Origin of the sequence: Nocardioides sp. BE266, from assembly GCF_031457855.1 — a bacterium.
GTDB lineage: Bacteria > Actinomycetota > Actinomycetes > Propionibacteriales > Nocardioidaceae > Nocardioides.
This window is the reverse complement of record NZ_JAURTI010000005.1, coordinates 414,611-436,684: the sequence shown is the minus strand read 5'-3', so window position 1 is coordinate 436,684 and position 22,074 is coordinate 414,611. Positions and strand designations below refer to the sequence as shown.

At 71.3% G+C, this 22,074-nt stretch carries 21 protein-coding genes; 9 read left to right on the top strand and 12 right to left on the bottom strand.

The genetic code is table 11. The features are described 5' to 3' along the window. The first annotated feature begins 12 nt into the window (after positions 1–12). Positions 13–555: a hypothetical protein gene (locus J2X46_RS17515; RefSeq protein WP_310252814.1), complete on the top strand. Its 543-nt coding sequence runs from the start codon at positions 13–15 to the stop codon at positions 553–555. Positions 556–561: 6 nt separating this feature from the next. Here J2X46_RS17515 and J2X46_RS17510 read toward each other — a convergent pair whose 3' ends face one another. The 3 genes from J2X46_RS17510 to J2X46_RS17500 all read right to left on the bottom strand — a co-directional run bounded on the left by J2X46_RS17510 (position 562) and on the right by J2X46_RS17500 (position 2,212). Continuing rightward, positions 562–1,389 carry a DMT family transporter gene (locus tag J2X46_RS17510; protein WP_310252812.1) on the bottom strand — a complete coding sequence of 276 codons (828 nt, stop codon included), beginning with the start codon at positions 1,387–1,389 and terminating at the stop codon, positions 562–564. Beyond that, positions 1,389–1,865, bottom strand: a complete 477-nt coding sequence (locus J2X46_RS17505; protein ID WP_310252810.1) for a DUF456 domain-containing protein — start codon at positions 1,863–1,865, stop codon at positions 1,389–1,391. Before J2X46_RS17505 ends, J2X46_RS17510 begins: the two co-directional genes overlap by 1 nt. Positions 1,866–1,957: 92 nt before the next feature. Continuing rightward, a complete protein-coding gene (locus J2X46_RS17500) occupies positions 1,958–2,212 on the bottom strand; it encodes a hypothetical protein (protein WP_310252808.1) in 255 nt (84 codons plus the stop codon). Positions 2,213–2,507: 295 nt separating this feature from the next. Between J2X46_RS17500 and J2X46_RS17495 the strand changes: the two genes are divergently transcribed. The 3 genes from J2X46_RS17495 to J2X46_RS17485 all read left to right on the top strand — a co-directional run bounded on the left by J2X46_RS17495 (position 2,508) and on the right by J2X46_RS17485 (position 5,429). Beyond that, the gene (locus J2X46_RS17495; RefSeq protein ID WP_310252806.1) at positions 2,508–4,580 is read left to right on the top strand and encodes a DNA topoisomerase IV subunit B; all 2,073 of its coding nucleotides are present in this window, start codon (positions 2,508–2,510) and stop codon (positions 4,578–4,580) included. Continuing rightward, positions 4,580–5,104 (top strand): GNAT family N-acetyltransferase, encoded by a 525-nt coding sequence (locus J2X46_RS17490; protein WP_310252804.1) that lies wholly within the window; start codon positions 4,580–4,582, stop codon positions 5,102–5,104. The genes J2X46_RS17495 and J2X46_RS17490 overlap by 1 nt, the downstream gene beginning before the upstream one ends. Positions 5,105–5,246: 142 nt before the next feature. Next, positions 5,247–5,429: a hypothetical protein gene (locus J2X46_RS17485; RefSeq protein WP_310252802.1), complete on the top strand. Its 183-nt coding sequence runs from the start codon at positions 5,247–5,249 to the stop codon at positions 5,427–5,429. Between the two features lie 134 nt (positions 5,430–5,563). On the opposite strand, the gene J2X46_RS17480 is transcribed toward J2X46_RS17485, so the two are convergent. The 5 genes from J2X46_RS17480 to J2X46_RS17460 all read right to left on the bottom strand — a co-directional run bounded on the left by J2X46_RS17480 (position 5,564) and on the right by J2X46_RS17460 (position 11,662). Further along, complete coding sequence (locus J2X46_RS17480) at positions 5,564–6,058, bottom strand: carbonic anhydrase (RefSeq protein ID WP_310252800.1); 495 nt, start codon at positions 6,056–6,058, stop codon at positions 5,564–5,566. 20 nt (positions 6,059–6,078) lie between these two features. Then, on the bottom strand, positions 6,079–7,869 hold the full coding sequence (locus J2X46_RS17475; RefSeq protein ID WP_310252797.1) for an MFS transporter: 1,791 nt from the start codon (positions 7,867–7,869) through the stop codon (positions 6,079–6,081). Next, entirely contained in the window at positions 7,866–8,588 is a 723-nt protein-coding gene (locus tag J2X46_RS17470) for an LppX_LprAFG lipoprotein (RefSeq protein WP_310252794.1), read from the bottom strand. The genes J2X46_RS17475 and J2X46_RS17470 overlap by 4 nt, the downstream gene beginning before the upstream one ends. A gap of 4 nt (positions 8,589–8,592) precedes the next feature. After that, on the bottom strand, positions 8,593–11,094 hold the full coding sequence (locus tag J2X46_RS17465; protein WP_310252793.1) for a DNA topoisomerase IV subunit A: 2,502 nt from the start codon (positions 11,092–11,094) through the stop codon (positions 8,593–8,595). 247 nt (positions 11,095–11,341) lie between these two features. Next, positions 11,342–11,662, bottom strand: coding sequence for a GIY-YIG nuclease family protein (locus J2X46_RS17460; protein WP_310252790.1), 321 nt, complete (start codon positions 11,660–11,662; stop codon positions 11,342–11,344). 197 nt (positions 11,663–11,859) lie between these two features. Between J2X46_RS17460 and J2X46_RS17455 the strand changes: the two genes are divergently transcribed. Genes J2X46_RS17455 through J2X46_RS17445 form a run of 3 tightly spaced genes read left to right on the top strand, consistent with a single transcriptional unit; the run spans position 11,860 to position 16,312 of the window. Further along, complete coding sequence (locus J2X46_RS17455) at positions 11,860–14,574, top strand: GNAT family N-acetyltransferase (RefSeq protein WP_310252788.1); 2,715 nt, start codon at positions 11,860–11,862, stop codon at positions 14,572–14,574. Between the two features lie 23 nt (positions 14,575–14,597). Next, the gene (locus tag J2X46_RS17450; RefSeq protein ID WP_310252786.1) at positions 14,598–15,179 is read left to right on the top strand and encodes a DUF5998 family protein; all 582 of its coding nucleotides are present in this window, start codon (positions 14,598–14,600) and stop codon (positions 15,177–15,179) included. Next, on the top strand, positions 15,176–16,312 hold the full coding sequence (locus tag J2X46_RS17445) for an alkaline phosphatase family protein (protein WP_310252783.1): 1,137 nt from the start codon (positions 15,176–15,178) through the stop codon (positions 16,310–16,312). The genes J2X46_RS17450 and J2X46_RS17445 overlap by 4 nt, the downstream gene beginning before the upstream one ends. A gap of 3 nt (positions 16,313–16,315) precedes the next feature. On the opposite strand, the gene J2X46_RS17440 is transcribed toward J2X46_RS17445, so the two are convergent. Continuing rightward, positions 16,316–16,969, bottom strand: a complete 654-nt coding sequence (locus J2X46_RS17440) for a thymidine kinase (RefSeq protein WP_310252781.1) — start codon at positions 16,967–16,969, stop codon at positions 16,316–16,318. Positions 16,970–17,023: 54 nt separating this feature from the next. Here J2X46_RS17440 and J2X46_RS17435 point away from each other — a divergent pair, with 54 nt between their 5' ends. Then, positions 17,024–18,160 (top strand): sulfurtransferase, encoded by a 1,137-nt coding sequence (locus J2X46_RS17435; RefSeq protein ID WP_310252779.1) that lies wholly within the window; start codon positions 17,024–17,026, stop codon positions 18,158–18,160. Here the strand turns inward: J2X46_RS17435 and J2X46_RS17430 are convergent, their stop codons facing one another. Then, on the bottom strand, positions 18,161–18,997 hold the full coding sequence (locus J2X46_RS17430) for an MOSC domain-containing protein (protein ID WP_310252777.1): 837 nt from the start codon (positions 18,995–18,997) through the stop codon (positions 18,161–18,163). A gap of 1 nt (position 18,998) precedes the next feature. Continuing rightward, positions 18,999–19,958 (bottom strand): septation protein SepH, encoded by a 960-nt coding sequence (gene sepH, locus J2X46_RS17425; RefSeq protein WP_310252775.1) that lies wholly within the window; start codon positions 19,956–19,958, stop codon positions 18,999–19,001. A gap of 152 nt (positions 19,959–20,110) precedes the next feature. Here sepH and J2X46_RS17420 point away from each other — a divergent pair, with 152 nt between their 5' ends. Further along, the gene (locus tag J2X46_RS17420) at positions 20,111–20,746 is read left to right on the top strand and encodes a trimeric intracellular cation channel family protein (RefSeq protein WP_310252772.1); all 636 of its coding nucleotides are present in this window, start codon (positions 20,111–20,113) and stop codon (positions 20,744–20,746) included. On the opposite strand, the gene J2X46_RS17415 is transcribed toward J2X46_RS17420, so the two are convergent. Then, the gene (locus J2X46_RS17415; protein WP_310252771.1) at positions 20,747–22,069 is read right to left on the bottom strand and encodes a D-arabinono-1,4-lactone oxidase; all 1,323 of its coding nucleotides are present in this window, start codon (positions 22,067–22,069) and stop codon (positions 20,747–20,749) included. It lies immediately after the preceding gene. Positions 22,070–22,074 lie beyond the last annotated feature (5 nt).

Genomic DNA, 22,074 nt, shown 5'->3' with positions numbered 1-22,074 from the left:
CACACTCGGGCCATGAGGACTCGGATCTCACTCGCCGCACTGTCGGCGCTCACGCTCGTCTCCCTCGTCGCGCCGCCCGCCAACGCGGAGTTCTTCGCGATCGACGACCCGGCCGACGCCTCCGGCTCGCTGACCGACATCACCGGCCTCGAGGCCAACCACGGCAAGGAGAACCTGCTGGTCAAGGTGCGCTTCACCGAGCTGATGCGCTCCAGTGCGGCCGGGCTGTCGGTCTTCATCGACACCGATCGCGAGGTGAAGGGACCCGAGCTCGTGCTGAGCAGCGGGCTCGGCGACGGCACCGACTACGTCCTGACCGAGGCCGACGGCTGGCACGGCAGCGACACGCGGATCAAGTGTGACTACTCCGCGCGCCCGAAGTGGGGTCGCGACGTGTTCCGCGCGGTCATCAGCCGCGACTGCTTCGACCGCGTCCCGTCGGTCCGGGTGTCGGTCAAGATGGTCGACCAGGCCGACGGCACGACCCCGATCGTGGACTGGGTGCCGAAGCGGCACCGGTGGAGCCTACCCATCGGGTCGGGGCTCAGCGCCTGATCCCCGTCAGGCCGCTGCCACCAGGCTGACGGCCACCCCGCACAGCAGCAGTCCGACGCCCTGGGAGGCGTGGATCCGCTCGCGCAGCACGACCGCGGCCAGCGCGATGGTGATCGCGGGGTAGAGCGAGGTGACCACCGAGGCGATCGTCAGCAGGCCGGTCTGCGTGGCGAGGAGGAACGCGACGACGGCGGCGGTCGCGAGCACGCCCGCGGCGATGCCCCACGCCTGCGAGACGTCGTACGGGATCCAGCGGCCGCGGAGCACCGCCGCCGTCAGCGCGACGCCGACGACGGCGACGCCCTGGGCGACCGCCAGCGGCGCGAACCCGGCCGAGTCGGGCACCTGGCCCATCGTCGAGAAGAGCAGCCCGAAGCCGAGTCCGGCGAGCACGCCGTCGACGATGCCCGCCGCGAAGTCGCCGCTGCCGCCGGGCTCGCGGCTGACCAGCCAGATCCCGGGCACCGCGGCGGCGATGCCGAGCCAGACCATGACCTCCGGCCGCTCGCCGGTGGCCACCCCGACGCAGACCGGGAGGAGGGCCGCGCCGACGGCCGAGATCGGCGCCACGACGCCCATCCGCCCGGCGGCCAGCCCGCGGTAGAGGAACGCGCCTCCGGCACCGCTGCCGACGCCGGCCAGCGCACCCCACAGGAAGTCGGACCGGGTGGGGGAGCCCTCGACCACCAGGGCGAGCACCACGGCCCCGACGAAGGCCGCGACCGCGCCGACGAACGCCACCGGCCACGCCGACGTACGACGTGAGGCGAGGCCGCCGACGAAGTCCGAGAGGCCGTAGGCGAGGGCGGCGACCAGCGAGAGCAGCACCGCCATCAGGTGACCACCACGCCGACCACCCACGCGACGGCGGCCAGGAACGCGGCGACGAGCTCGATCATGATCGAGACGCCGACCGCCTTGAGGGCGACCTTCGTCGAGGGCCAGGACTGTGCGGCACCGACTCGGGCGCGCTCGGCGACGTAGACGCCGAGCACGAACCCGATGAACATCCCGACCACGGGGATGACGAAGAACCCGACGAAGGCCAGGACCGCTCCGACGAGCAGGGTCTTGTTGGGGACGCCGGACGCCTTCAGCTGACGGCCGGGCACGAGGTACTTCACGACGGTGCCGGCGGCGAGCAGCACCGTGGCGAGCGAGAACACCACCCAGCCCGTCGACGTACCGATCTCGAGCGCCCAGACCAGGATCGCGCCCAGCACCAGCAGCGTGCCGGGCAGGACGGGGACGATGATGCCGGCGATGCCGACGGCGATCGCGACGGCGACGATGATCTCGGTGGGACTCACGGGGCAAGCCTCCCAGAGACGTCCGGAGACGCAGAACGGCCCCGGAGAGCGTGTCCGGGGCCGTTTCTGGAAGTCGGTGGGTGGTGTGCTGCTCAGGCCTCGCTGTCGGCGGCCGGGGCGGCCGGGGTGTCGAGCTTGTGGGTCTCGTCGTGGACCGTCGCGGCGATCTCGCGCAGCTTCTCGCCGTGCTCGCGGGCGTGGTGGGCGCAGAAGAGCAGCTCACCGCCGGACTGGAGCTCTACACGGAGGTAGGCCTGGGCGCCGCAGCGGTCGCAGCGGTCACCGGCCGTGAGGACGGCCTGGGTGGGTGCGGTGGCAGTGGTCACGTCAGCCTCATTTCTGTTCATCGGTGTCTGGCCCAACGTAGCCAGTGGGGCAAAGATTCCCCTCCGGCGTTTCAGCTTCGAGAACTCTTCAAGTCAATCACGTCACACTCTTCCCCGCTGGCGTTGTCCTCAACCCGTGGACGTGCCGTTGCAGAAGTGAGACCTTGTGGCGTCGCCCACGCTAGTCCTGGCAGCCCGGGCTGGGAGGCAGGCGTGCCTCCGTCGCCGTACGGCGTGTCGCGGGTAGTGTCGGGGTGTTCCACATCTGTGGTTCGTAGTACCCGATTCCCTGGATTTCACGTACGACAGGACCTTCGTGGCGGCACCGGCAGACAACACCTACAACGCAGCACACCTCCTCGTCCTCGAGGGCCTCGACGCGGTGCGCAAGCGGCCGGGCATGTACATCGGCTCGACCGACACGCGCGGCCTGATGCACTGCCTGTGGGAGATCATCGACAACGGCGTGGACGAGGCCCTGGCGGGCGTCGCGCACCGCGTCGAGGTGACGCTGCACGACGACGGCTCCGTCGAGGTGTACGACGACGGCCGCGGCATCCCGACCGACAAGGAGCCCAAGACCGGGCTCTCCGGCGTCGAGGTCGTGGCGACCAAGCTGCACGCGGGCGGCAAGTTCGGCGGCGGCTCCTACGTCGCCACCGGCGGCCTGCACGGCGTCGGCCTGTCCGTCGTCAACGCGCTCTCCTCGCGGATGGACATCGACGTCGACCGCTCGCCCTCCCAGCAGGGCCTGTCGTTCCAGCGCGGCGTGCCCGGCGTCTTCGACGGCGACGGCCCTGCTGCGTCGTTCACCCCGCAGTCCGGCCTCACCCGCAAGGGCAAGCGCGTTGCGAAGGGCAGGACCGGCACCCGGATCCGCTTCTGGCCCGACCGCCAGATCTTCACCAAGGACGCCCGCTTCGAGATGGACGGCCTGCTCGGCCGCGCCCGCCAGACGTCGTACATCGTCCCGGGGCTCGAGCTCGTGATCCGCGACCAGCGCACCGACGAGATGGTCGAGGAGAAGTTCCGCCACGACGGCGGCATCGCGGAGTTCGTCGAGTTCCTCTCCCACGGCGAGCCGGTCACCGACATCCTGCGCCTGCAGGGCACCGACACCTTCACCGAGACGGTGCCGCTGCTCGACGACAAGGGCCACATGACGCCGCAGGAGGTCGAGCGCGAGCTGATGGTCGACGTCGCGGTGCGCTGGGACACGGCCTACGACACCGAGGTCCGCTCCTTCGTCAACGTGATCGCCACGCCCAAGGGCGGCACCCACGTCGGCGGCTTCGAGGCCGCGCTGACCAAGACCTTCAACGACGCTATGCGCGGTGCCAAGGTGCTGAAGGCCGCCGACACCGACGTGATCAAGGACGACGTGCTCGAGGGGCTCACCGCGGTCGTCACCGTCCGGCTGGCCGAGCCGCAGTTCGAGGGGCAGACCAAGGAGATCCTCGGCACCCCGGCGGCGCGCGGCGTCGTACGCAAGGTCGTGGCCGGCGAGCTCAAGTCGTTCCTCACCTCGACCAAGCGGGCCGAGAAGGCCCAGGCCAAGCTGCTGATGGAGAAGGTCGCGGGCGCGTCCAAGACCCGCCTGGCGGCTCGCCAGCACAAGGAGAACCAGCGCCGCAAGAACGCGCTCGAGTCTTCCGCCCTGCCGGCGAAGCTCTTCGACTGCCGCAGCACCGACACCGAGCGCACCGAGCTGTTCATCGTCGAGGGCGACTCCGCGATGGGTACGGCGAAGGCAGCGCGCAGCAGCGAGTTCCAGGCGCTGCTGCCGATCCGCGGCAAGATCCTCAACGTCCAGAAGGCCTCGGTCGGCGACATGCTCAAGAACGCCGAGTGCGCCTCGATCATCCAGGTCGTCGGCGCCGGGTCGGGTCGTACGTTCGACCTCGAGGCGGCGCGCTACGGCCGGATCATCCTGATGGCCGACGCCGACTCCGACGGCGCCCACATCCGCTGCCTGCTCGCCACGCTGTTCTTCAAGTACATGCCCGAGCTGGTGCGTGACGGGCGGCTCTACTCGGCCGTGCCGCCGCTGCACCGCATCGAGCTGTCCAACCCCAAGAAGGGGATGGACAAGTACATCTACACCTACTCCGACGACGAGCTGCAGCGGAAGCTGGCCGAGCTGAAGAAGAAGAACCTGCGCTGGAAGGACCCGGTCCAGCGCTACAAGGGCCTCGGCGAGATGGATGCCGACCAGCTGGCCGAGACGACGATGGACCCGCGCCACCGCACGCTCCGCAAGCTCACGATCGACGACGTTGACGAGGCCAGCCAGGTCTTCGAGCTCCTGATGGGCTCGGACGTGGCTCCCCGCAAGGAGTTCATCGTGCAGGGTGCCTACGAGGTCGACGTCGAGACGCTGGACGCGTAGTGGTCGAGGTCGTGCTGGTCACGGCCGTCGCCGACGACGTCGTACGCCAGGACCTGTGGCCGCTGTACGCCCGTGTCTTCGGCGACGTCGACAGCATCGCCACGTGGCGCGAGCAGGTCTGGGACCGCCATGCGTCCCGGACGGGCTTCCGGCTCGCCCTGGCCCGCGAAGGTGGCGTCCTGGTCGGCTTCGCCTACGGCTACACGGGTCAGGCCGGACAGTGGTGGACCGACAACGCCGCTCGGGTGCTGCACCCCGACGTCGCGGGTGACTGGCTCGGTGGGCACTTCGAGCTCGTGAGCATCGGGGTGGACGCGTCCGCCCGCGGTGCGGGGGTCGGGCGGCAGCTCATGGCTGTGCTCACGGCCGGTCTGGAGGAGTCGCGTTGGGTGCTCATGACCTCGGCGGACGCCGACGACCCGGCACGGCACCTCTACCGGTCGATGGGCTGGGCGGTCATCGGACCGGGCCTCTCGCCCGATCAGGTCATCATGGGGCGGTCGTGGCCGCACGGACGGTCCTGATCGTCGTCCGTCGATGAACTTCCGCCCGAGCGCGTGGAAGTTCAGGCCCGATCCGGTCGTCGTACGCTCAGGCCTCGATGGACTTCTGCCCGAGCGCGTGGAAGTTCAGGCCGGGGGCCGTTCTACCCCGTAGTCTTCGCACGTGTTTGACCTTGGCGCGCTGCTGCTGTTCGTCCTGCCGGTGTACGGCGCGCTGGTGTTCGGCGCCTACTGGATCATCCGGCTCGGCGTGCGCCACGGCACGCTCGACGCGTACCGGATCGACCGGACCGACCAGCGCATCGCACGGATGCAGGCCGACACGCAGCGCACGCCGGTCGACTGACGTACGTCCTCCGGCTCCCGGTGACGCTTCACCATGGGATGTCGCTCAATGGGCGCTTGCCATGGTGAATTGACCTGGGGAAGTGCCTGTTCACCGACATCCCATGGTGAAGCAGCAGCAGGTCGGAGCGTACGTCACACGTGTTGGGTGAGGAGCCCGGTGTCGACGTCGTAGAGGAAGCCGCCGGCGGTCGCCCGGCCGGCGATCAGCGGGTGGGTGCGGACCTTGGCGACGTCCTGGCGCAGCTGGTCGAGCTGGTCGGTGACGACGCCGAAGGACTGCCAGCTGGCGTCGGTGCCGGCGGACTCGCCGACCTTGACGCGCAGCTCCTCCTCCGAGGCGGAGGCCATGGCGCAACGGGTGTGCGGGACCACGAGGATCCGCGAGACGTTGAGCAGGTGCACGCCGAGGACCAGCGCCTCGAGGGCCTGGGGCGTCACCCGGCCGCCCGGGTTGCGGAAGATCTTGGCGTCGCCCTGCTTGAGGCCGAGCATCCGGAGCGGGTCGATGCGCGAGTCCATGCAGGTCACCAGGGCGATGCCGGCATGGGCGATGCCGTCGAAGCCGCCGAGGTCGAATGAGTCCGCGAAGTCGCGGTTGGCCTGCAGCAGGTCGGAGAAGTCGTCCACGTCCCGCAGGCTAGCGAACCTCAGGCGTGGCCCGAGAACAGGTCTCGCGCAGCGAGGCGGGTGGGCCGCACCTCGCGGAAGACCACGAGCGCGAGCACGCCCGCGATGACCGCGCAGCCGGCCGCACCCCAGAAGACCGCGTGCTCCTGGGCGATGCCGGCGACCCGGAGCAGGTCGGAGAACGCCTTGCACTTGCTCTTGCCGTCGCAGACCTCCTGCACCGGCGGGATCGCGAGCTGCTCGGAGTAGTAGCGCCGCAGTCCGATGGTGGTGAGCGCGGAGATGCCGATGAGCATGCCGACCATGCGCGAGACGACCACGAACGCGCTGGCCACGCCGTGCACGTCGTCGTCCGTGAACGCCAGGAGCGCGGCGTTGACCGGCGCGAGCGCGAGCCCGAAGCCGAGCCCGCCGACGATGAGCGCGACGTTGGCGACCGGCTCCTCGATGGTGGTGAGGCCCCACCGGGTCATCAGCACGAAGCCGACCGCCGCCATCAGCATGCCGATCGCGGTGACGACGCCGGGGGAGAGCGAGCGGATCAGGTAGCCGCCGAGCACCGCACCGACCGGCAGCGCCAGCAGGAACCGGACCAGCACCAGCGCTGCGGGCAGCTGGTCGTCGGGGTAGACGGTCGTGCGGGCGAAGAGCGGGATGTCGATGAGCGCGGCGATCAGCGCGGCACCGACGAAGAAGCTGACCAGCAGCGCTCCCCACGCCGGCGTACGACGCAGGGCGCCGCGTGGCACGAGCGGGTTGGCCGCACGGCGGACGTGCCACGTGAAGGCGGCCGCGGCGACGAGGGCACCGAGGAGGTACCAGCGACCGCGCGGTGAGAACACCTCGATCTTGGGGTCGGCCGTCGCGAAGGCGAGGATCACGCCGCCGAGCGCGAGGGCCAGGAGGAGCGCTCCCACCAGGTCGGCCTCGAGCAGCACGCGCACCCAGCCGCGCAGGTCGAGCAGCGGCCGCGGGGCGAACCAGCACCATGCGAGCAGCAGCACGAGCGCGCCGACCGTGATCGCGCCGATCGGGGTGAGCCAGCGACCGTCGCCGGCGAACGGGATGAAGAGCTGGCCCCACGTCAGGTCGCGCATCAGTGACGACGGGCGGAGGAAGACGATCGCGCCGGCAGCGAGGGTCGCGAGGAGCAGGAGGGTGCCGACGACGTCGGGGAGTGGTTTCGAGGCTCGCTCAGGGCGCACCTCAACCGCCGATGGCGAGGCCGGGCGGAGGGCACGGACCGCCGCGGCCAGCACGAGGCCGACGGCCAGGTTGATCGCGAAGATGGCGCGCCAGTCGGCGAGCGCGAGCACGACCGCGCCGAACAGCGGTCCCACGACCGACCCGATCTCCTGCACCGCCGAGACGACGCCGAGCGGGATGCCGCGGCGCTCGACGGGGTAGAGGTCGGCGACGAGTGCCAGGGTGGCCGGCACCAGCCCGCCGCCGCCGACGCCCTGGAGGAACCGGCCGCTGACGATGCTGGGCATGTCGTAGGCGAGCGTGGTGATCAGCGAGCCGAGGGCGAACAGCACCAGCGCCATCACCAGCACGGGCACCCGGCCGCGCAGGTCGGCGATGCGGCCGATGAGCGGCAGCATCGCGACGTAGCCGAGCAGGAAGCCGCTGACGATCGGGGCGGCCCGCTGGAGCTGGTCGATCGGGACGCCGACCCCGGTCATCATGTCGGGCAGCGCGAGCACGACGACGTACGTGTCGGCGGCGGCGAACGCGACCGCGACCGCGGCGATCGCGAGGAGCAGTCGCGAGGTGCGCGAGTCCCCGGTCGCGACCGGGTCGACGCTCACGGCGCCGTGATCTCCTTCTCGCTGCCGTAGCCGTCGAACTCGACGGTGTAGGTCATCGGGTCGGTGTGGGGGTAGAAGACGCCCGTCAGGCTCGCCTTGCGCAGCTCGCCGTCGTCGTTGACCTGCCACTCCACGTCGAACGAGTCGCCCGCGGAGGAGGGGATGACGGCGTCCATCGCGTCGCCCGGGACCGTGCCGGAGTAGGTCGTGAGGACCTCCTCGTTGTTGGCGCCGCCGCGCACGCTCTCACCGGCCTCGGGTGACTCGGTGAGCCCGAGCAGACCGGCGAAGCCGTCCTCGCCCACGAGCTGCGACGGGTCCGGGGCGCCGTACTCCTTGGGGTTGACGGTGTCCCAGGCGCCGTTGGTGAAGGGCAGCTGGGCGTAGACCTTGTCGTCGACCGCGATGACCGGGACCTCGGCGGTCTGGCCGGCGAAGACGACCGTGATGGAGCCCTCGAAGGCGGGGGCCTGGGTCACCGTGCCCTCGGCCTTGGCGATGCCGGAGACGCCGTCGGGCAGCGTGCCGGTCGACAGGGTCAGGTCGACGCCGCTGGTCTCGGTGAGCTTGGTGGCGGCCTCCGCGAGCACGTCCTCGGGTGCCGGGCCGTCGTCACCGGCGCCGCCCTTGTCGCCCGAGCAGGCAGCGAAGGCGGGGAGGGCGAGCAGGACCGAGGCGGTGGCGGCGAGACGACGGTGCGTCCGGGCACGAAGAGGCATGGCGTCAGCCTTCCACAGGGGCGGGCGCGGAATCGGCATCCGCGTCGGAGCCGGTGACGTGCAACGCGACCGGAGAGGCGACGGCGGCGATCGGCTGCGGGGCAGGTACGCCGGACCCGTCGCGCTTGCCGGTGGCCTCGGGCAGGTCGATCGGCGCACCGCTGGACGCGGCCGCTCGCGCCGGACCGGGACCGGCCCAGGCAGCGACGAGGGTGTCCTCGCCCTTGAGGAAGCGGTGGCTGCGGACGCCGCCGGTGGCGCGCCCCTTGCCGGGGTACTCCGAGAACGGAGCCACCTTCACCGCGCCGGCCTCCGTGCCCGGCAGGGCGGTGGACGAGCCGCTCGCGGTCACGACGACGGCGTCGGTGGGGTCGAACGCACCGAAGAACGCGACCTGCTGCCCGGCACCGAGCTTGATGCCGGCCATGCCGCCGCCCGAGCGGCCCTGGGGGCGGACGCCGGAGGCCGGGAAGTGGAGCAGCTGGGCGTCGCTGGAGATGAAGCAGAGCTCCTCCTCGCCCGTGTGGAGCTCGACGGCACCGACGACCTCGTCGCCGTCCTTGAGGCCGATGACCTCCCACTCGTCGCGGCCGAGGACCTCGGGGTTGACCCGCTTGACGACGCCCTGGCGGGTGCCGAGCGCCAGCCCGGGTCCGTCGGTGGTGAGCGACGTGAGCGCGAGGGCGCGCTCGCCGTTGTCGAGGGCGACGAGCTCGCTGAGCGACAGGGTGCCGGAGAGGTTGGGGTCGTTGGCGGTCGACGGCAGCTCGGCGTTGCCCAGGTCGAGCACCGAGAGCCGGACCAGTCGACCACGGTTGGTGAGGACGCCGACCTCGCCCCTCTTGGTGGAGCGGACGGCGGAGATCGTCACATCGTGGTTGGTGCGGTCGCCGCCGCGGCCCGGGGGCTCGACGTCCTTGGTGCGGGCCAGCAGGCCGGTCGAGGAGAGCAGCACGAAGCACGGGTCGTCGCTGACCTCGACGGACGCCGCAGCGGTGATCGCGGGAGCGGCGCCGAGCAGGACCGTACGACGAGGGGTGCCGTGCTCCTTGGCGACCTCGGTGAGCTCGTCGGAGACGACCTTCCGGAGCAGCTTCTCGTCGGCGAGGATCGCGTCGAGGTACTCGATCGTGCGCTCGAGCTCACCCTTCTCCTTCTCCAGCTCCAGCTTGGAGAACTTGGTCAGGCGGCGCAGCGGCATGTCGAGGATGTAGTCGGCCTGGATCTCGGAGAGCTCGAAGATCTCGATCAGGCGCTCCTTGGCGGCCGCGGCGTTGTCGGACCCGCGGATCACCTGGATCACCTCGTCGATGTCGAGGATGGCGATGAGGAGGCCGTCGACGAGGTGCAGCCGGTCGGCGGCCTTCTTGCGACGGAACGCGGAGCGACGGCGTACGACATCGAAGCGGTGGCCGAGGAAGACGTCGAGCATCTCCTTGAGGCCCAGCGTGCGCGGCTGGCCGTCGACTAGGGCGACGGCGTTGATGCCGAAGGAGTCCTCGAGCGCGGTCTGGCGGTAGAGCTGGTCGAGGATCGCCTCGGGGACGAAGCCGTTCTTGACCTCGATCACCAGGCGCAGGCCGTGCTCGCGGTCGCTGAGGTCCTTGATGTCGGCGATGCCCTGGAGCTTCTTGGCGAGCACCAGCTTCTTGATCTGGTCCATCACCCGCTCGGTCCCGACGCCGTAGGGGAGCTCGGTGACGACGATGCCCTTGCGCCGCGCCGTCACCGACTCGATGCGCGCCGTGGCGCGCATCTTGAACGTGCCGCGGCCGGTCTCGTAGGCGTCACGGATGCCGTCGAGGCCGACGATCTTGCCGCCGGTGGGCAGGTCCGGGCCGGGGATGAAGCGCATCAGGTCGTCGAGCGACGCCTTCGGGTGGGTGATCAGGTGCTTGAGGGCCTGGACCACCTCGACGAGGTTGTGCGGGGCGATGTTGGTCGCCATGCCGACCGCGATGCCGGCCGAGCCGTTGACCAGCAGGTGCGGGATGGCGGCCGGCAGGACGACCGGCTCCATCTCGCGCGAGTCGTAGTTCGGCTTGAAGTCGACCGTGTCCTCGTCGATCGACGCCGTCATCGCGACCGCGGCGGGGGCCATCCGGCACTCCGTGTAACGCATCGCGGCGGGGGAGTCGTCGGGCGAGCCGAAGTTGCCGTGGCCGTCGACGGTCTGGAGCCGCATGGACCAGGGCTGCGCCATCCGGACCAGGGCGTCGTAGATGGCGCCATCACCGTGCGGGTGCAGCCGGCCCATCACCTCGCCGACGACGCGGGCGCTCTTGACGTGTCCACGGTCGGGCCGCAGGGACATGTCGTCCATCGTGTAGAGGATCCGTCGCTGCACCGGCTTGAGGCCGTCGCGCGCGTCGGGCAGTGCCCGGGAGTAGATGACGGAGTAGGCGTACTCCAGGAACGACGACTGCATCTCGTCACGGATGTCGGTGTCGAGGATGTGCTCCTCGAAGTCGTCCGGGAGGGGCTGCTTCGTCGTACGTCGTGCCATGTGCGCCATTGTCCCCGGTCCCGCCCCGCCTCCACCCGGGGGCACGCCGATCAGGACGTCACAAGGTGGTCGAGTAGCTCTGCGAGCGCCAGCGAGCAGGCGTATCGAGACCCGCCTGCCATAGGTGGTCGAGTAGCTCTGCGAGCGCCAGCGAGCAGGCGTATCGAGACCCATTCTCCGAGGAGGGGTCTCGATACGCCTCGCTCGTTCCTCGCTCGGCTACTCGACCAACTAGGCAGGCCGGCGGCTACTCGACCAACGGCGGGGGAACTGGTCGCCGGCGCTTGGAGAAGTCCTTCTTCGCGAGCGCGGGGAGCCCTTCGTAGTTCCCGTCGATGAGCGCCAGGCGCTTGGCCCGGCCCCAGTTCTGGATCTGCTTCTCGCGTGCGAAGGCGTGGGAGATCCTGCCGTACTCCTCGTACCAGACGAGCTCGACGGGCAGGCGGTCCCGCGTGTAGGTCGATCCCTCGCCGATCTGGTGCTGGTGGAACCGGGTGGGCAGGTCGCGCGTGCTGCCGACGTACAGGGAGTCGTCGGCGCACCGGAGCATGTAGACGTAGCCAGGCATCTCTCGAGCGTGCGGCCTTGCCGCGCGGAGTGCGAGGGGGTGGATTCGATCTGTGGAGGGGTCTCGATACGCCTCGCTCGTTCCTCGCTCGGCTACTCGACCAGCCAGGGAGAGTGTCGCTCGGCTACTCGACCAGCCAGGGAGAGTGTCGCTCGGCTACTCAACCACCTGGGAAGAGGGCCCGATAGATTGCAGCCGTGACCGAAGCGGATGAACTGCCGACCGCTCCGCCTCCGCCGCGCCACTGGGAGGCGGACGTGCTGCTGCGTGACGGCAGGACGGCGCACATCCGACCGATGCAGCCCGAGGACCGGGCGCTGCTGGTCGAGTTCTACAGCCGCGTCTCCGACGAGTCGAAGTACTACCGCTTCTTCTCGCCGATGCCGGAGCTGTCCGAGCGCGACCTCGACCGGTTCACCCGGGTCGACCACCGCGACCGGGTGGCGATGATCCTGCTCGTCGCCGGCCAGATGATCGCCGTCGGCCGCTACGACACCATCCGGCCCGGCTACGCCGAGGTCGCCTTCCTCGTCGAGGACAAGCACCAGGGCCGCGGGATCGGCCAGCTCCTGCTCGAGCACCTCGCCCAGGCGGGCCGCGAGCGGGGGATCGAGGAGTTCGTCGCGGAGATCCTGCCCGACAACCAGGCGATGATCCACACGTTCAAGGACGCCGGCTACCAGGTGAAGAGCGCCTTCGAGGACGGCGTGATGGAGCTGGTCTTCCGGATCGACCCGACCGACACCGCGATCGGCGTGATGGAGCAGCGCGAGCACCGGGCCGAGTACGCCTCCATCGAGCGTTTCCTGTCCCCGAAGTCGGTCGCCGTCATCGGCGCCAGCCGCCGCCAGGACACCATCGGCCACCTGCTGGTGCGCAACCTCGTGTTCGGCGACTTCACCGGCCGCGTCCACGTCGTCAACCCGAGCGCGGACGCCGTCGGCGGCATGCCCGCGTGGAAGTCCGTCGCCGAGATCCCGGGCGAGGTCGACGTCGCGATCGTCGCGGTGCCGGCCGAGGCGGTCCAGGACGTCGTGCTCGACTGCGCCGCCAAGGGCGTGCACGGGCTCGTGGTGATCTCCTCCGGCTTCGCCGAGACGGGCGAGGAGGGCCGGATGCGCCAGCGCCGGCTCGTCGGGCTGTCCCGCTCCTACGGCCTGCGCCTGATCGGCCCCAACGCCCTCGGCGTGATCAACACCGACCCCGACGTCTCGATCAACGCCTCACTCTCCTCGGTGATGCCGCCGCGCGGGCGCGCGGGCTTCTTCTGCCAGTCAGGCGCGCTCGGGTCGGCGATCCTGGAGAAGGTGCAGAACCGAGGCCTGGGCCTCACCACCTTCGTCAGCGCCGGCAACCGCGCCGACGTCTCCGGCAACGACCTGCTCCAGTACTGGGAGGAGGACGACGCCACCGAGGTCGTCCTCCTCTACCTCGAGTCGATCGGCAACCCGCGCAAGTTCTCCCGGATCTGCCGCCGCGTGAGCCGGCGCAAGCCGATCGTCGCGGTGCGCTCCGGCCGCAGCTCCCAGGGCGTGCCGATGGGCCACGCGGTACGCAAGATCGGGGCACCGCCGGAGGCCGTCGACGCGATGTTCCGCCAGGCCGGGATCATCCAGGTCGAGTCGCTGGAGGAGATGTTCGACGTCGCCCAGCTGCTCGCCCACCAGCCGTTGCCGCGCGGACGCCGGGTCGCGATCGTCGGCAACTCCGACGCGCTGGGCCTGCTGGCCGCCGACGCCGCGAACTCCGTGGGCCTGGTGGTCAACAAGCAGGTCGCGCTCGGCGCCGACGCCACTGCGGAGGACTTCGAGGACGCCCTCGACGGTGCGATCGACGACCCCGAGGTCGACTCGGTCGTCGCGATCTTCATCCCGCCGCTCAACGTCGCCGGCGCCCGCGAGGACGTCGCCAACGTGCTCGCCGCGGTCGGCGAGCAGTCGGACAAGCCGATCGTCTCGACGTTTCTCGGCACCGAGGGCGTGCCGGAGCTGCTGCGGGTGCCCGATGTCGCCGGCTCGAGCGCCGGTCGCGGATCCGTGCCGTCGTACCCAGCCGTGGAGGCCGCGGTGCGCGCCCTCGCGCGTGTCGTGGAGTACGCCGTGTGGCTCCGGTTCCCGCAGGCGCAGCCGCTCGAGCCCGACTCCTCCGAGCGCGACAAGGCCCGCCACCTCGTGAACGAGGTGCTGATGCGCCACCCCGAGGGCCGCGACCTCGACTTCCAGGAGCAGCACAAGCTGCTCAGCGCCTACGGCATCGACCTCTGGGACACCTACGCCGTCGAGTCGCTCGACGAGGCCGTCACCGCAGGCGAGGCGCTGGGCTGGGACGTCGTCCTCAAGGCGACCGCGGACCACCTCCGGGACCGGCCCGACCTCGCCCACGTCTGGCGCAACATCGACACCGCCGACGAGATGAAGGACGCCTGGGCCTCGCTCAACCAGCTGATCACCGACCCCGACAAGGCGGGGTTCGTCGTGCAGCGCAACGCGCCCCCCGGTGTGCCGGTCACGATCAGCACGATGGAGGACCCGCTCTTCGGTCCGGTGCTGTCGTTCGGGGTGAGCGGTCCGCTGACCGAGCTCTTGGGTGACCGGTCCTACCGGATCCCGCCGCTGGCCGAGCACGACGCACAGGACATGGTGCGCGAGATCAAGGCCTCGCCGCTGCTCTTCGGCTACCGAGGCAGCGAGATCGTCGACGTCGAGGAGATCGAGCGCGTCGTGCGCCAGGTCGCCCACCTCCAGAACGACCTGCCCCAGGTGCGCGCGCTCCAGCTGCCGCTCGTCCTCGCCGGCGCGGAGGGGGCGACCGTGCTCGGCGCGAACGTCCGGGTCGAGCCGGTCAAGGACCCGCGCTCCGACTGGTTCGTCCGCCGCCTCAGCACGATGCCTGGGGACACTCTCCCGGACTGAGTCCCGCGTGACAGACTTCACCCATGCCCCGCTCCACCCGTGACCTGGACGTCTCCGACGACCTCCGGCAGGCGATCCACCGCACCGGCTACTACCCCGAGGTCGTCGCCGACGGCGTCTTCTCCGCCTCCGGCGGCGAGGAGGTCGTCTCCTTCTTCGTGCACCACGAGACCACGTTCGACCACGAGGAGGTACGCCGTCACCTGACCGCGCTGATCCTCACCCCGACGCGGCTGGTGATCGCCCACACCGACGAGCACCCGGGCGACGACCTGCTCCCCGAGCCCTACACCTCCACCACGACCGAGGCAGTCACACTGACCTCGATCCGCACGGTCGTCGTGACCCGGATGGTGGCCAACCCGACCAAGGGCGTGGCGCCGCCGGCCGAAGCCGTGCTGACGATCGGCTGGGGCGGCGTCGGCCGGCTCGACCTCGAGCCCGCGGTCTGCTCCGACCCCAACTGCGACGCCGACCACGGCTACACCGGCACGCTCGCCGGCGACGACTACACGCTGCGCGTCTCGGCTGCTGCCGAGGGCGCCGACTCCGTCGCCGGGCTCCTGACCTTCGCCGACGCGCTGTCCGCGCGCACCCGCGGGTGAGCTCCCCGGCCTCCGGCCCGGGCTTCACCCCACCGGCCTACGGTGACCGCTCGCTCGCCGACGTGATTCCGTCGGTCGCCCGCGCGCTGGGTGTCGGCCTCGACGGTCACCCCGTCGGGATCGAGCTCCCGCCCGCGCCGTCGTACGTCGTCTTCCTCGTGGACGGTCTCGGTGCCGAGCTGCTGGCCCGCCACGGCCACTCCGCGCCGTACCTCTCGTCCTTGGTGGACGAGGGCTCGACCGGCACCGCAGGCGTCCCGTCGACGACCGCGACCTCGCTCACCTCGCTCGGCACCGGTCTGGTGCCGGGCGCGCACGGCCTGGTCGGCTTCACGGCGCGGATCCCCGGCACCGACCGGCTGCTCAACCACCTCTGGTGGGACAAGCACATCGACCCGCTGGAGTGGCAGCCGCACCCCACCGCGTTCGGCCGGCTCGCCCACGCGGGCGTCCACGTCACGTCGGTCAACAAGCGAGACTTCGACGGCACCGGCCTGACCGTGGCCTCCCAGCGCGGAGCGGCGTACGTCGGTGCCGACCGCGTCGGCGAGCGGATCGCGGCGGCGGTCACCGCCTCGGCCCACCAGCCGTCGCTGACCTACGTCTACGACTCCGACCTCGACTGGACGGGCCACAAGTTCGGCGTCGCCTCGACGCAGTGGCTCCAGCAGCTGGCGATGGTCGACCACCAGGCCGAGCAGCTGCGAGAGGCGTTACCTGCCTCCACCCGACTGCTCGTGGTCGCCGACCACGGCATGATCGACAGTCCGCAGGAGGCGCGGATCGACGTCGACGAGGTCGACGGTCTGCGCGACGGGGTCGGGCTGGTGGGTGGCGAGGCGCGCTTCCGCCACCTCTACTGCGCGGCCGGTGCGGTCGACGACGTGGTGGCCACCTGGCGCGAGGTGCTCGGTGACCGGGCCACGGTGCTGACCCGCGAGGCGGCGATCGGCACCGGCTGGTTCGGCGCGGTCGAGACCGGCGTGCTGCCGCGCCTGGGCGACGTGGTGGTGGCCTGTCACGGCGACACCGCAGTCGTCTCGACGCGCGACTTCCCCTACGAGAACACCCTCGTCGGGCTGCACGGCTCGCTCACCTCGACGGAGATGCTGATCCCCATCCTGGTGGGGTAGTCCTCAGCCGAAGGGCAGCGGCTCGGGGGCCAGGCTCACGGCCTTGGCCCGCGCCGCGGTCAGCCGGCGGCGGTGGTGCTGGCGGCAGAGCACCTCGTAGGCCACGTCGGCCGGGGGCTCGTCGGCCTGCTCGACGTCGCCGACCACGATCACCTCGCCCTCGACGACCATGGCGCCGTTCTCGGTGCGCGCGTTGTGGGTGGCGCGCTTGCCGCACCAGCACAGCGCCTCGACCTGGAGCACGTTCATCCGGTCGGCGAGCTCGACGAGCCGGGCGCTGCCCGGGAAGAGCACCGAGCGGAAGTCGGTGAGGATGCCGAAGGCGAAGACGTCGATCTGGAGCTCGTCGACGACCTTGGCGAGCTGGTCGATCTGGTCCGCGGAGTAGAACTGGGCCTCGTCGCAGATCAGGTAGTCGATGCGACCGCCGCGGGTCAGCGAGTCGACGACGTACTTCCAGAAGTCGAAGTCGGTGTCGACCTCGAGGGCGTCGTGGGTGAGCCCGAGCCGGCTGGAGAGCACCGCCTGGCCCGCACGGTCGTGCGTGGTGAAGATGCGGCCGACGCGTCCGCGGGCGGCGTGGTTGTGGTTGGTCTGGAGCGCCAGCGTCGACTTGCCGGAGTCCATCGTGCCGGTGAAGAAGTGCAGTTCAGCCATGTCCCGGCGATCTTGTCACAGCGGCCGTCCACCGAGGCGGCTACCGTGCCGGACATGGACGAGGACTTTGGCCGGATCGACGCGATCGCGGCCGAGATCGCCGCCGAGCGCCGCCGGCAGGTGTCGCGCTGGGGCCGTCAGGACCATCCCTCGGCCGGGCCGGCGGGCACCGAGCCGTTCGTGCCTGTCGTGGAGCGGTGCAAGGCCCTCAACGACGCCCGGATGGAGGCCGGCGGCCACTCCTGGGACGCGATCCTGCTCGAGGAGGTCTTCGAGGCGCTGGCCGAGCCCGATCCCGTACGACGACGGGTGGAGCTGCTCCAGGTCGCCGCGGTCGCGGCTGCCGAGATCGAGGCGATCGACCGCCGCGCCGCCGGTCAGGTCGACGGGCCCCTGATCAGTCCCGACCAGCTCGCGGCCGAGCTCGCCGACGTCACCGTCCTCGACGTGCGCTACCTGATGGGTGGTCCGCCCGGAGCCGAGGAGCACGCGGCCGGCCACGTGCCGGGAGCGACGTACGTCGACCTCGACGAGGACCTCGCCGACCCGCCCGGCGTGGGCGGGCGCCACCCGCTCCCGGACGAGCAGCGCTTCGAGGCGGCCATGCGCCGGGTCGGGGTGCGTGCCGACCGCCCCGTGGTGGTGTACGACGACTGGCAGGGCCGCGCGGCGGCGAGGGCGTGGTGGCTGCTGAGGTTCCACGGTCACCCGGACGTGCGCGTGCTCGACGGCGGCTGGACGGCCTGGCAGGAGGAAGGCCACCCGGTCGAGGTGGGGGAGACCACCGCAGCCGCGGGCGACTTCACTCTCTCCGCTGACAAGTTGATGGCCGTGGTCGAGCCCGACGGCGTGCTGGCGGTCGACGTGCTGATCGACGCCCGCGCGGCCGAGCGGTTCCGGGGGGAGACCGAGCCCGTCGACCCGGTGGCCGGCCACATCCCCGGGGCGGTCAACGTGCCGACGACCGCCAACCTCGACGAGCGCGGCCGGTTCCGGTCCGCCGACGAGCTCTACGCGGTGTACGCCCGGGTCGGGGCCACGTCCGGCACGGTCGCTGCCTACTGCGGCTCCGGTGTCACGGCCGCCCACGACTTGCTTGCGCTGGCATCGGCCGGCATCGACGCGGCGCTCTACCCGGGCAGCTGGAGCGGCTGGATCACCGACCCCGATCGTCCCGTCGAGACGGGCTGATCAGCTCGCCGAGACCTCGTCACCCACGGCGACCCGACCGTCGTCGAGCGGCAGGAGGTGGGCAGCGAACATCGTCTTGCCGTCGACCAACCGGTGCCGGGCCAGGGTGCGGATCGGCTCCTTGGCGGTCGTGAGGCTCTCGCGGTCGATCGTGGTCATCACGCAGCGGCTGGTGGGCTTGGCGACCGTGAAGCGCACGCCGCCGACCCGGACCTCGCCCCAGTGGTCCTCCGCGAACGGCTCGTCGCCGTCGACGACCAGGTTGGCGCGGAAGCGCTCGATCGGCAGCGGCTCGGGCACCTCCTCGCCGGTCTCCAGCGCGCGCTCGACGATCCAGTCGTTGAGCTGCCGCAGCGACGCGAGGGAGGCGATCGTCACCGGGAACGAGTCGGCGAAGGCAGTGAGGTCGTCGGGGGAGGAGAAGCCGGGCTGGAGCGTGCGGGACCCCGGGTCGTGGCACCACACCAGGCGTACGTCGTCGCGCCCCAGCACCCGGCGCACCCACGCGTGCGCGTCGTCGCTCGCCGGCACGGCCTTCAGGTCGAGCGAGTGGAGCCGGACCGCGACGGGCTCGGCGTCGGGCACCTCCACGGCCAGGTCGTCGTGACCGGGCGCGCGCAGCCGCAGCGCGCTGGTGACGGTCTCGTCGGTCGTCGGGGTGTCGGCGAGGATCCGTAAGGTCGCGTGCACCTCGCGGGCCGACACCAGCCGCCCGTCGGCGTCGACGAGCATCCACGAGCGGTCGTCCTCGAGCCCCCGTCGCTGCACTCCGGCCGAGTCGAGCGGCCGGATCGCTCCGGACTTCAGGGGGTGGACGTTGAGCTGGACCAGGCGCACGTCAGTCGTTCTTGCCGCCGCCGAACATGATCTCGTCCCAGCTCGGCACCGAGGCGCGCCCGCGCTTCTTCGCCGGCCGGGCCTTGGGCTCGGCGTGCTCGGGGGCCGCCTCGGCAGCGGGCTCGGTCGGCTCGGTGCCGTGCGTGTCGGCGTCGGTGTCGTGGGCGGGGGCCTCGTCGAGGTAGGCCTCGACCGGCTGCTCGGCGCCCAGCGCCGCCAGCTCGGCGGTCTGCTCGTTGGCCGACTCGCCGGTGCCGTCGGACTCCTCCTCGGCGACCATCTCGATCGCGTCGTCGCCGAGCGGGAGCTCCTCACCCGGGATCGCGTTGAGCCGGCGCTGGCGGGCCGCGGCGAGGTCGTCGGCGGCGGGCTCGGCGGACGGGGCCGGCCCGGCCTCGCCGATCAGCCACCGGGCGTCGTCGTCGTCGACGGTCACGAAGTTGCCGCGGGGGTCGTGGGAGAAGGTGGCGGTGCCGGTTCGGCCGGCGACGTCGTACAGCCCGGTCAGGGTCCAGCGGCCGTCCTCGCGCCGCCAGGCGTCCCAGTCGACGATGCCGGGGTCGACGTTGTGCGAGCGAAGGTGGGCGCTGACCGCCTCGCCGAGGGTGCGGGCGCCGGACTCGCTGGCGCGACGTCGTACGGACGCGAGCTGTGCGCGCTCGGCGACGTGGGCACGCTCGGCCATCACCGGAGCCGCGAACGGCATGATCTTCTCGACCGAGGTGCCGGCGGCGTGGGCGACCGACTCGGGAGTCTCACCGGCGCGGATGCGCGTCTGGATGTCGCGGGGGCGGAGGCTTGATTCCATCGGGATCTCCAACTGGCCGTTGCTTGCGGGCACGCCTGACACGGCGCTGCGGAGCTTGGCGTCGATCACCACCGAGTGCTGCTCTCCCGACTCGTCCACCAGCATCAGGCGCTTGCCGTCACCGCTGCGTCCGGTGAACGTCAGCTTGGCCATGGGCGGCGGGCTCCTGACTGCTTCCTGGCTGGGTCGGGCGGTGGGTCGGGTGGTGTCGTCGATGCGCTCGGCATCCGTTCCGGCGAGCCTACGCCAGCGTGTGGCCCCCGCTCGGTTACGCGTACGGCGCGCCTGCGCTCTAGCCTGCGGGTGTGCCATCCACGGAGTACGCCACGACGCTCGTCGTGCTCGACCTCGTCGGCATCTTCGTCTTCGCGGTCACCGGTGCGCTGGTGGCCGTGCGCAAGCAGCTCGACCTGTTCGCTGCCCTCGTGCTCGGCGGCGTCACCGGTCTCGGCGGCGGGTTCATCCGCGACGTGCTGATCGGCGCGACCCCGCCGGCCGCGCTCGCCGACTGGCGCTACCTGATCGTCCCGGTCGCCGCAGGCCTGGTCACCTTCGTCTTCCACCCGACGGTGGGCCGGCTCGAGCGCGTCGTGACGCTCTTCGACGCCTTCGGGCTCGCGCTGTTCTGCGTCACCGGTGCACTCAAGGCCGTCGACTACGGCGTCGGCCCGGTGCCCGCCGCGCTGATGGGCATGGTCACCGGGATCGGCGGCGGCATGATCCGCGACGTGCTCGCCGGTCGCGTGCCGGTCGTCTTCGAGGGTGCGTTGTACGCCACCCCGGCGCTCGCGGGTGCCGCCGTGGCCGTCGTGCTGGACCGCGTGGGCCTCCCGCTGGGCATCGTGGCGGCGGCCGGTTTCGCCACCTGCCTCGGCTGGCGGCTGCTCGCGATGGTCCGTGGGTGGCAGGCACCGATGCCCAAGGGCCCGGCCAACGTCTGATCAGTCGCCGAGCACCTGGCGGAGGTAGTCGTTGGCGAAGACCCGGTCGGGGTCGAGCCGGTCGCGCATCGCGAGGAAGTCGTCGAAGCGCGGGTAGATCGGGGCCAGGTCGGCCGCGGTGCGGGTGTGCACCTTGCCCCAGTGCGGGCGGCCGCCGGCCTCGCGCAGGATCGGCTCGAGCCCGCCGAAGTACGCCGTGTGGTCGGTGTCCATCGGCACGTGGAAGGCCAGGTAGAAGCTGTCGCGGCCGTTGGCCGTGGAGAGCGGGATGTCGTCGGCCGGTGCGGTGCGGATCTCGACCGGGAACGCGATCCGCCAGTCGCTGGCGTCGATGACCCGTCGGCACTCGCGCAGCACGTCGAGGCCGGCCTCGCGCGGGACGGCGTACTCCATCTCGCGGAAGCGGACCCAGCGCGGCGTCACGAAGACGCGGTGCGCCAGGTCGCTGTAGCGGCGCTCCGAGAGCGCCCTGCCCGCGACGCGGTTGATGCGGGGGATGAGGCCGGGCGCGCGCGACCCGACGCGCACCAGACCGCCGAACACGGTGTTGGAGACGAGCTCGTCCTCCCACCACGCCGCCAGCCGCGACGGCGGCTCCTGCTCGCCGGGCTCGAGGTCGGTGCGCACGTTCTGCTTGACCATCATCGCGTCGGTGTGGGGGAACCAGTACATGTCGACGTGGTGCGAGGCCGCGGTCATGTCGTCGTACGCCGCCAGGGCCCCGTCCCAGCGCATCGGCTGCTCGTGGGCCTCGATGACGAAGAGCGGCTCGACGTGGAAGGTGACGCTGGTCAGGATGCCGAGGGCGCCGAGTCCGACCCGGGCCACGTCGAACACGTCGGGGTTCTCCGTGGCCGAGGCGCGGACGACCTCGCCGGTGCCGGTGACCAGCTCGAGCCCGGCGAGCTGCGCGGCCAGCCCCGCCGCCGTCCCCCCCGTGCCGTGGGTGCCGGTCGACGTGGCGCCCGCGAGGGTCTGCTCGGCGATGTCGCCCATGTTGTGCAGGGAGAGGCCGAGGCGCTCGAGGGCGAGGTTGAGGTCCTTGAGCGGCGTGCCGGCGCGGGCGGTGACGGTCATCGCCTCGCGGTCGACGTCGAGGATCCCGGCGAGCTGCTCGGGCCGCAGCAGCGTGTGCTCGGGGGCGGCGATCGCGGTGAAGCTGTGCCCGGTGCCGGTCATCTTCACCGTGGTGCCCTGCTCACGCGACTGGCGTACGACGTCGACGATGTCCTCGACCGACGACGGGCTGAGCACCCGCTCGGGGCGCGCCCCCACGAGTCCGGACCAGTTGCGCCAGCGGGTGCCGTCGAAGGGCGTCGTCATGGCGG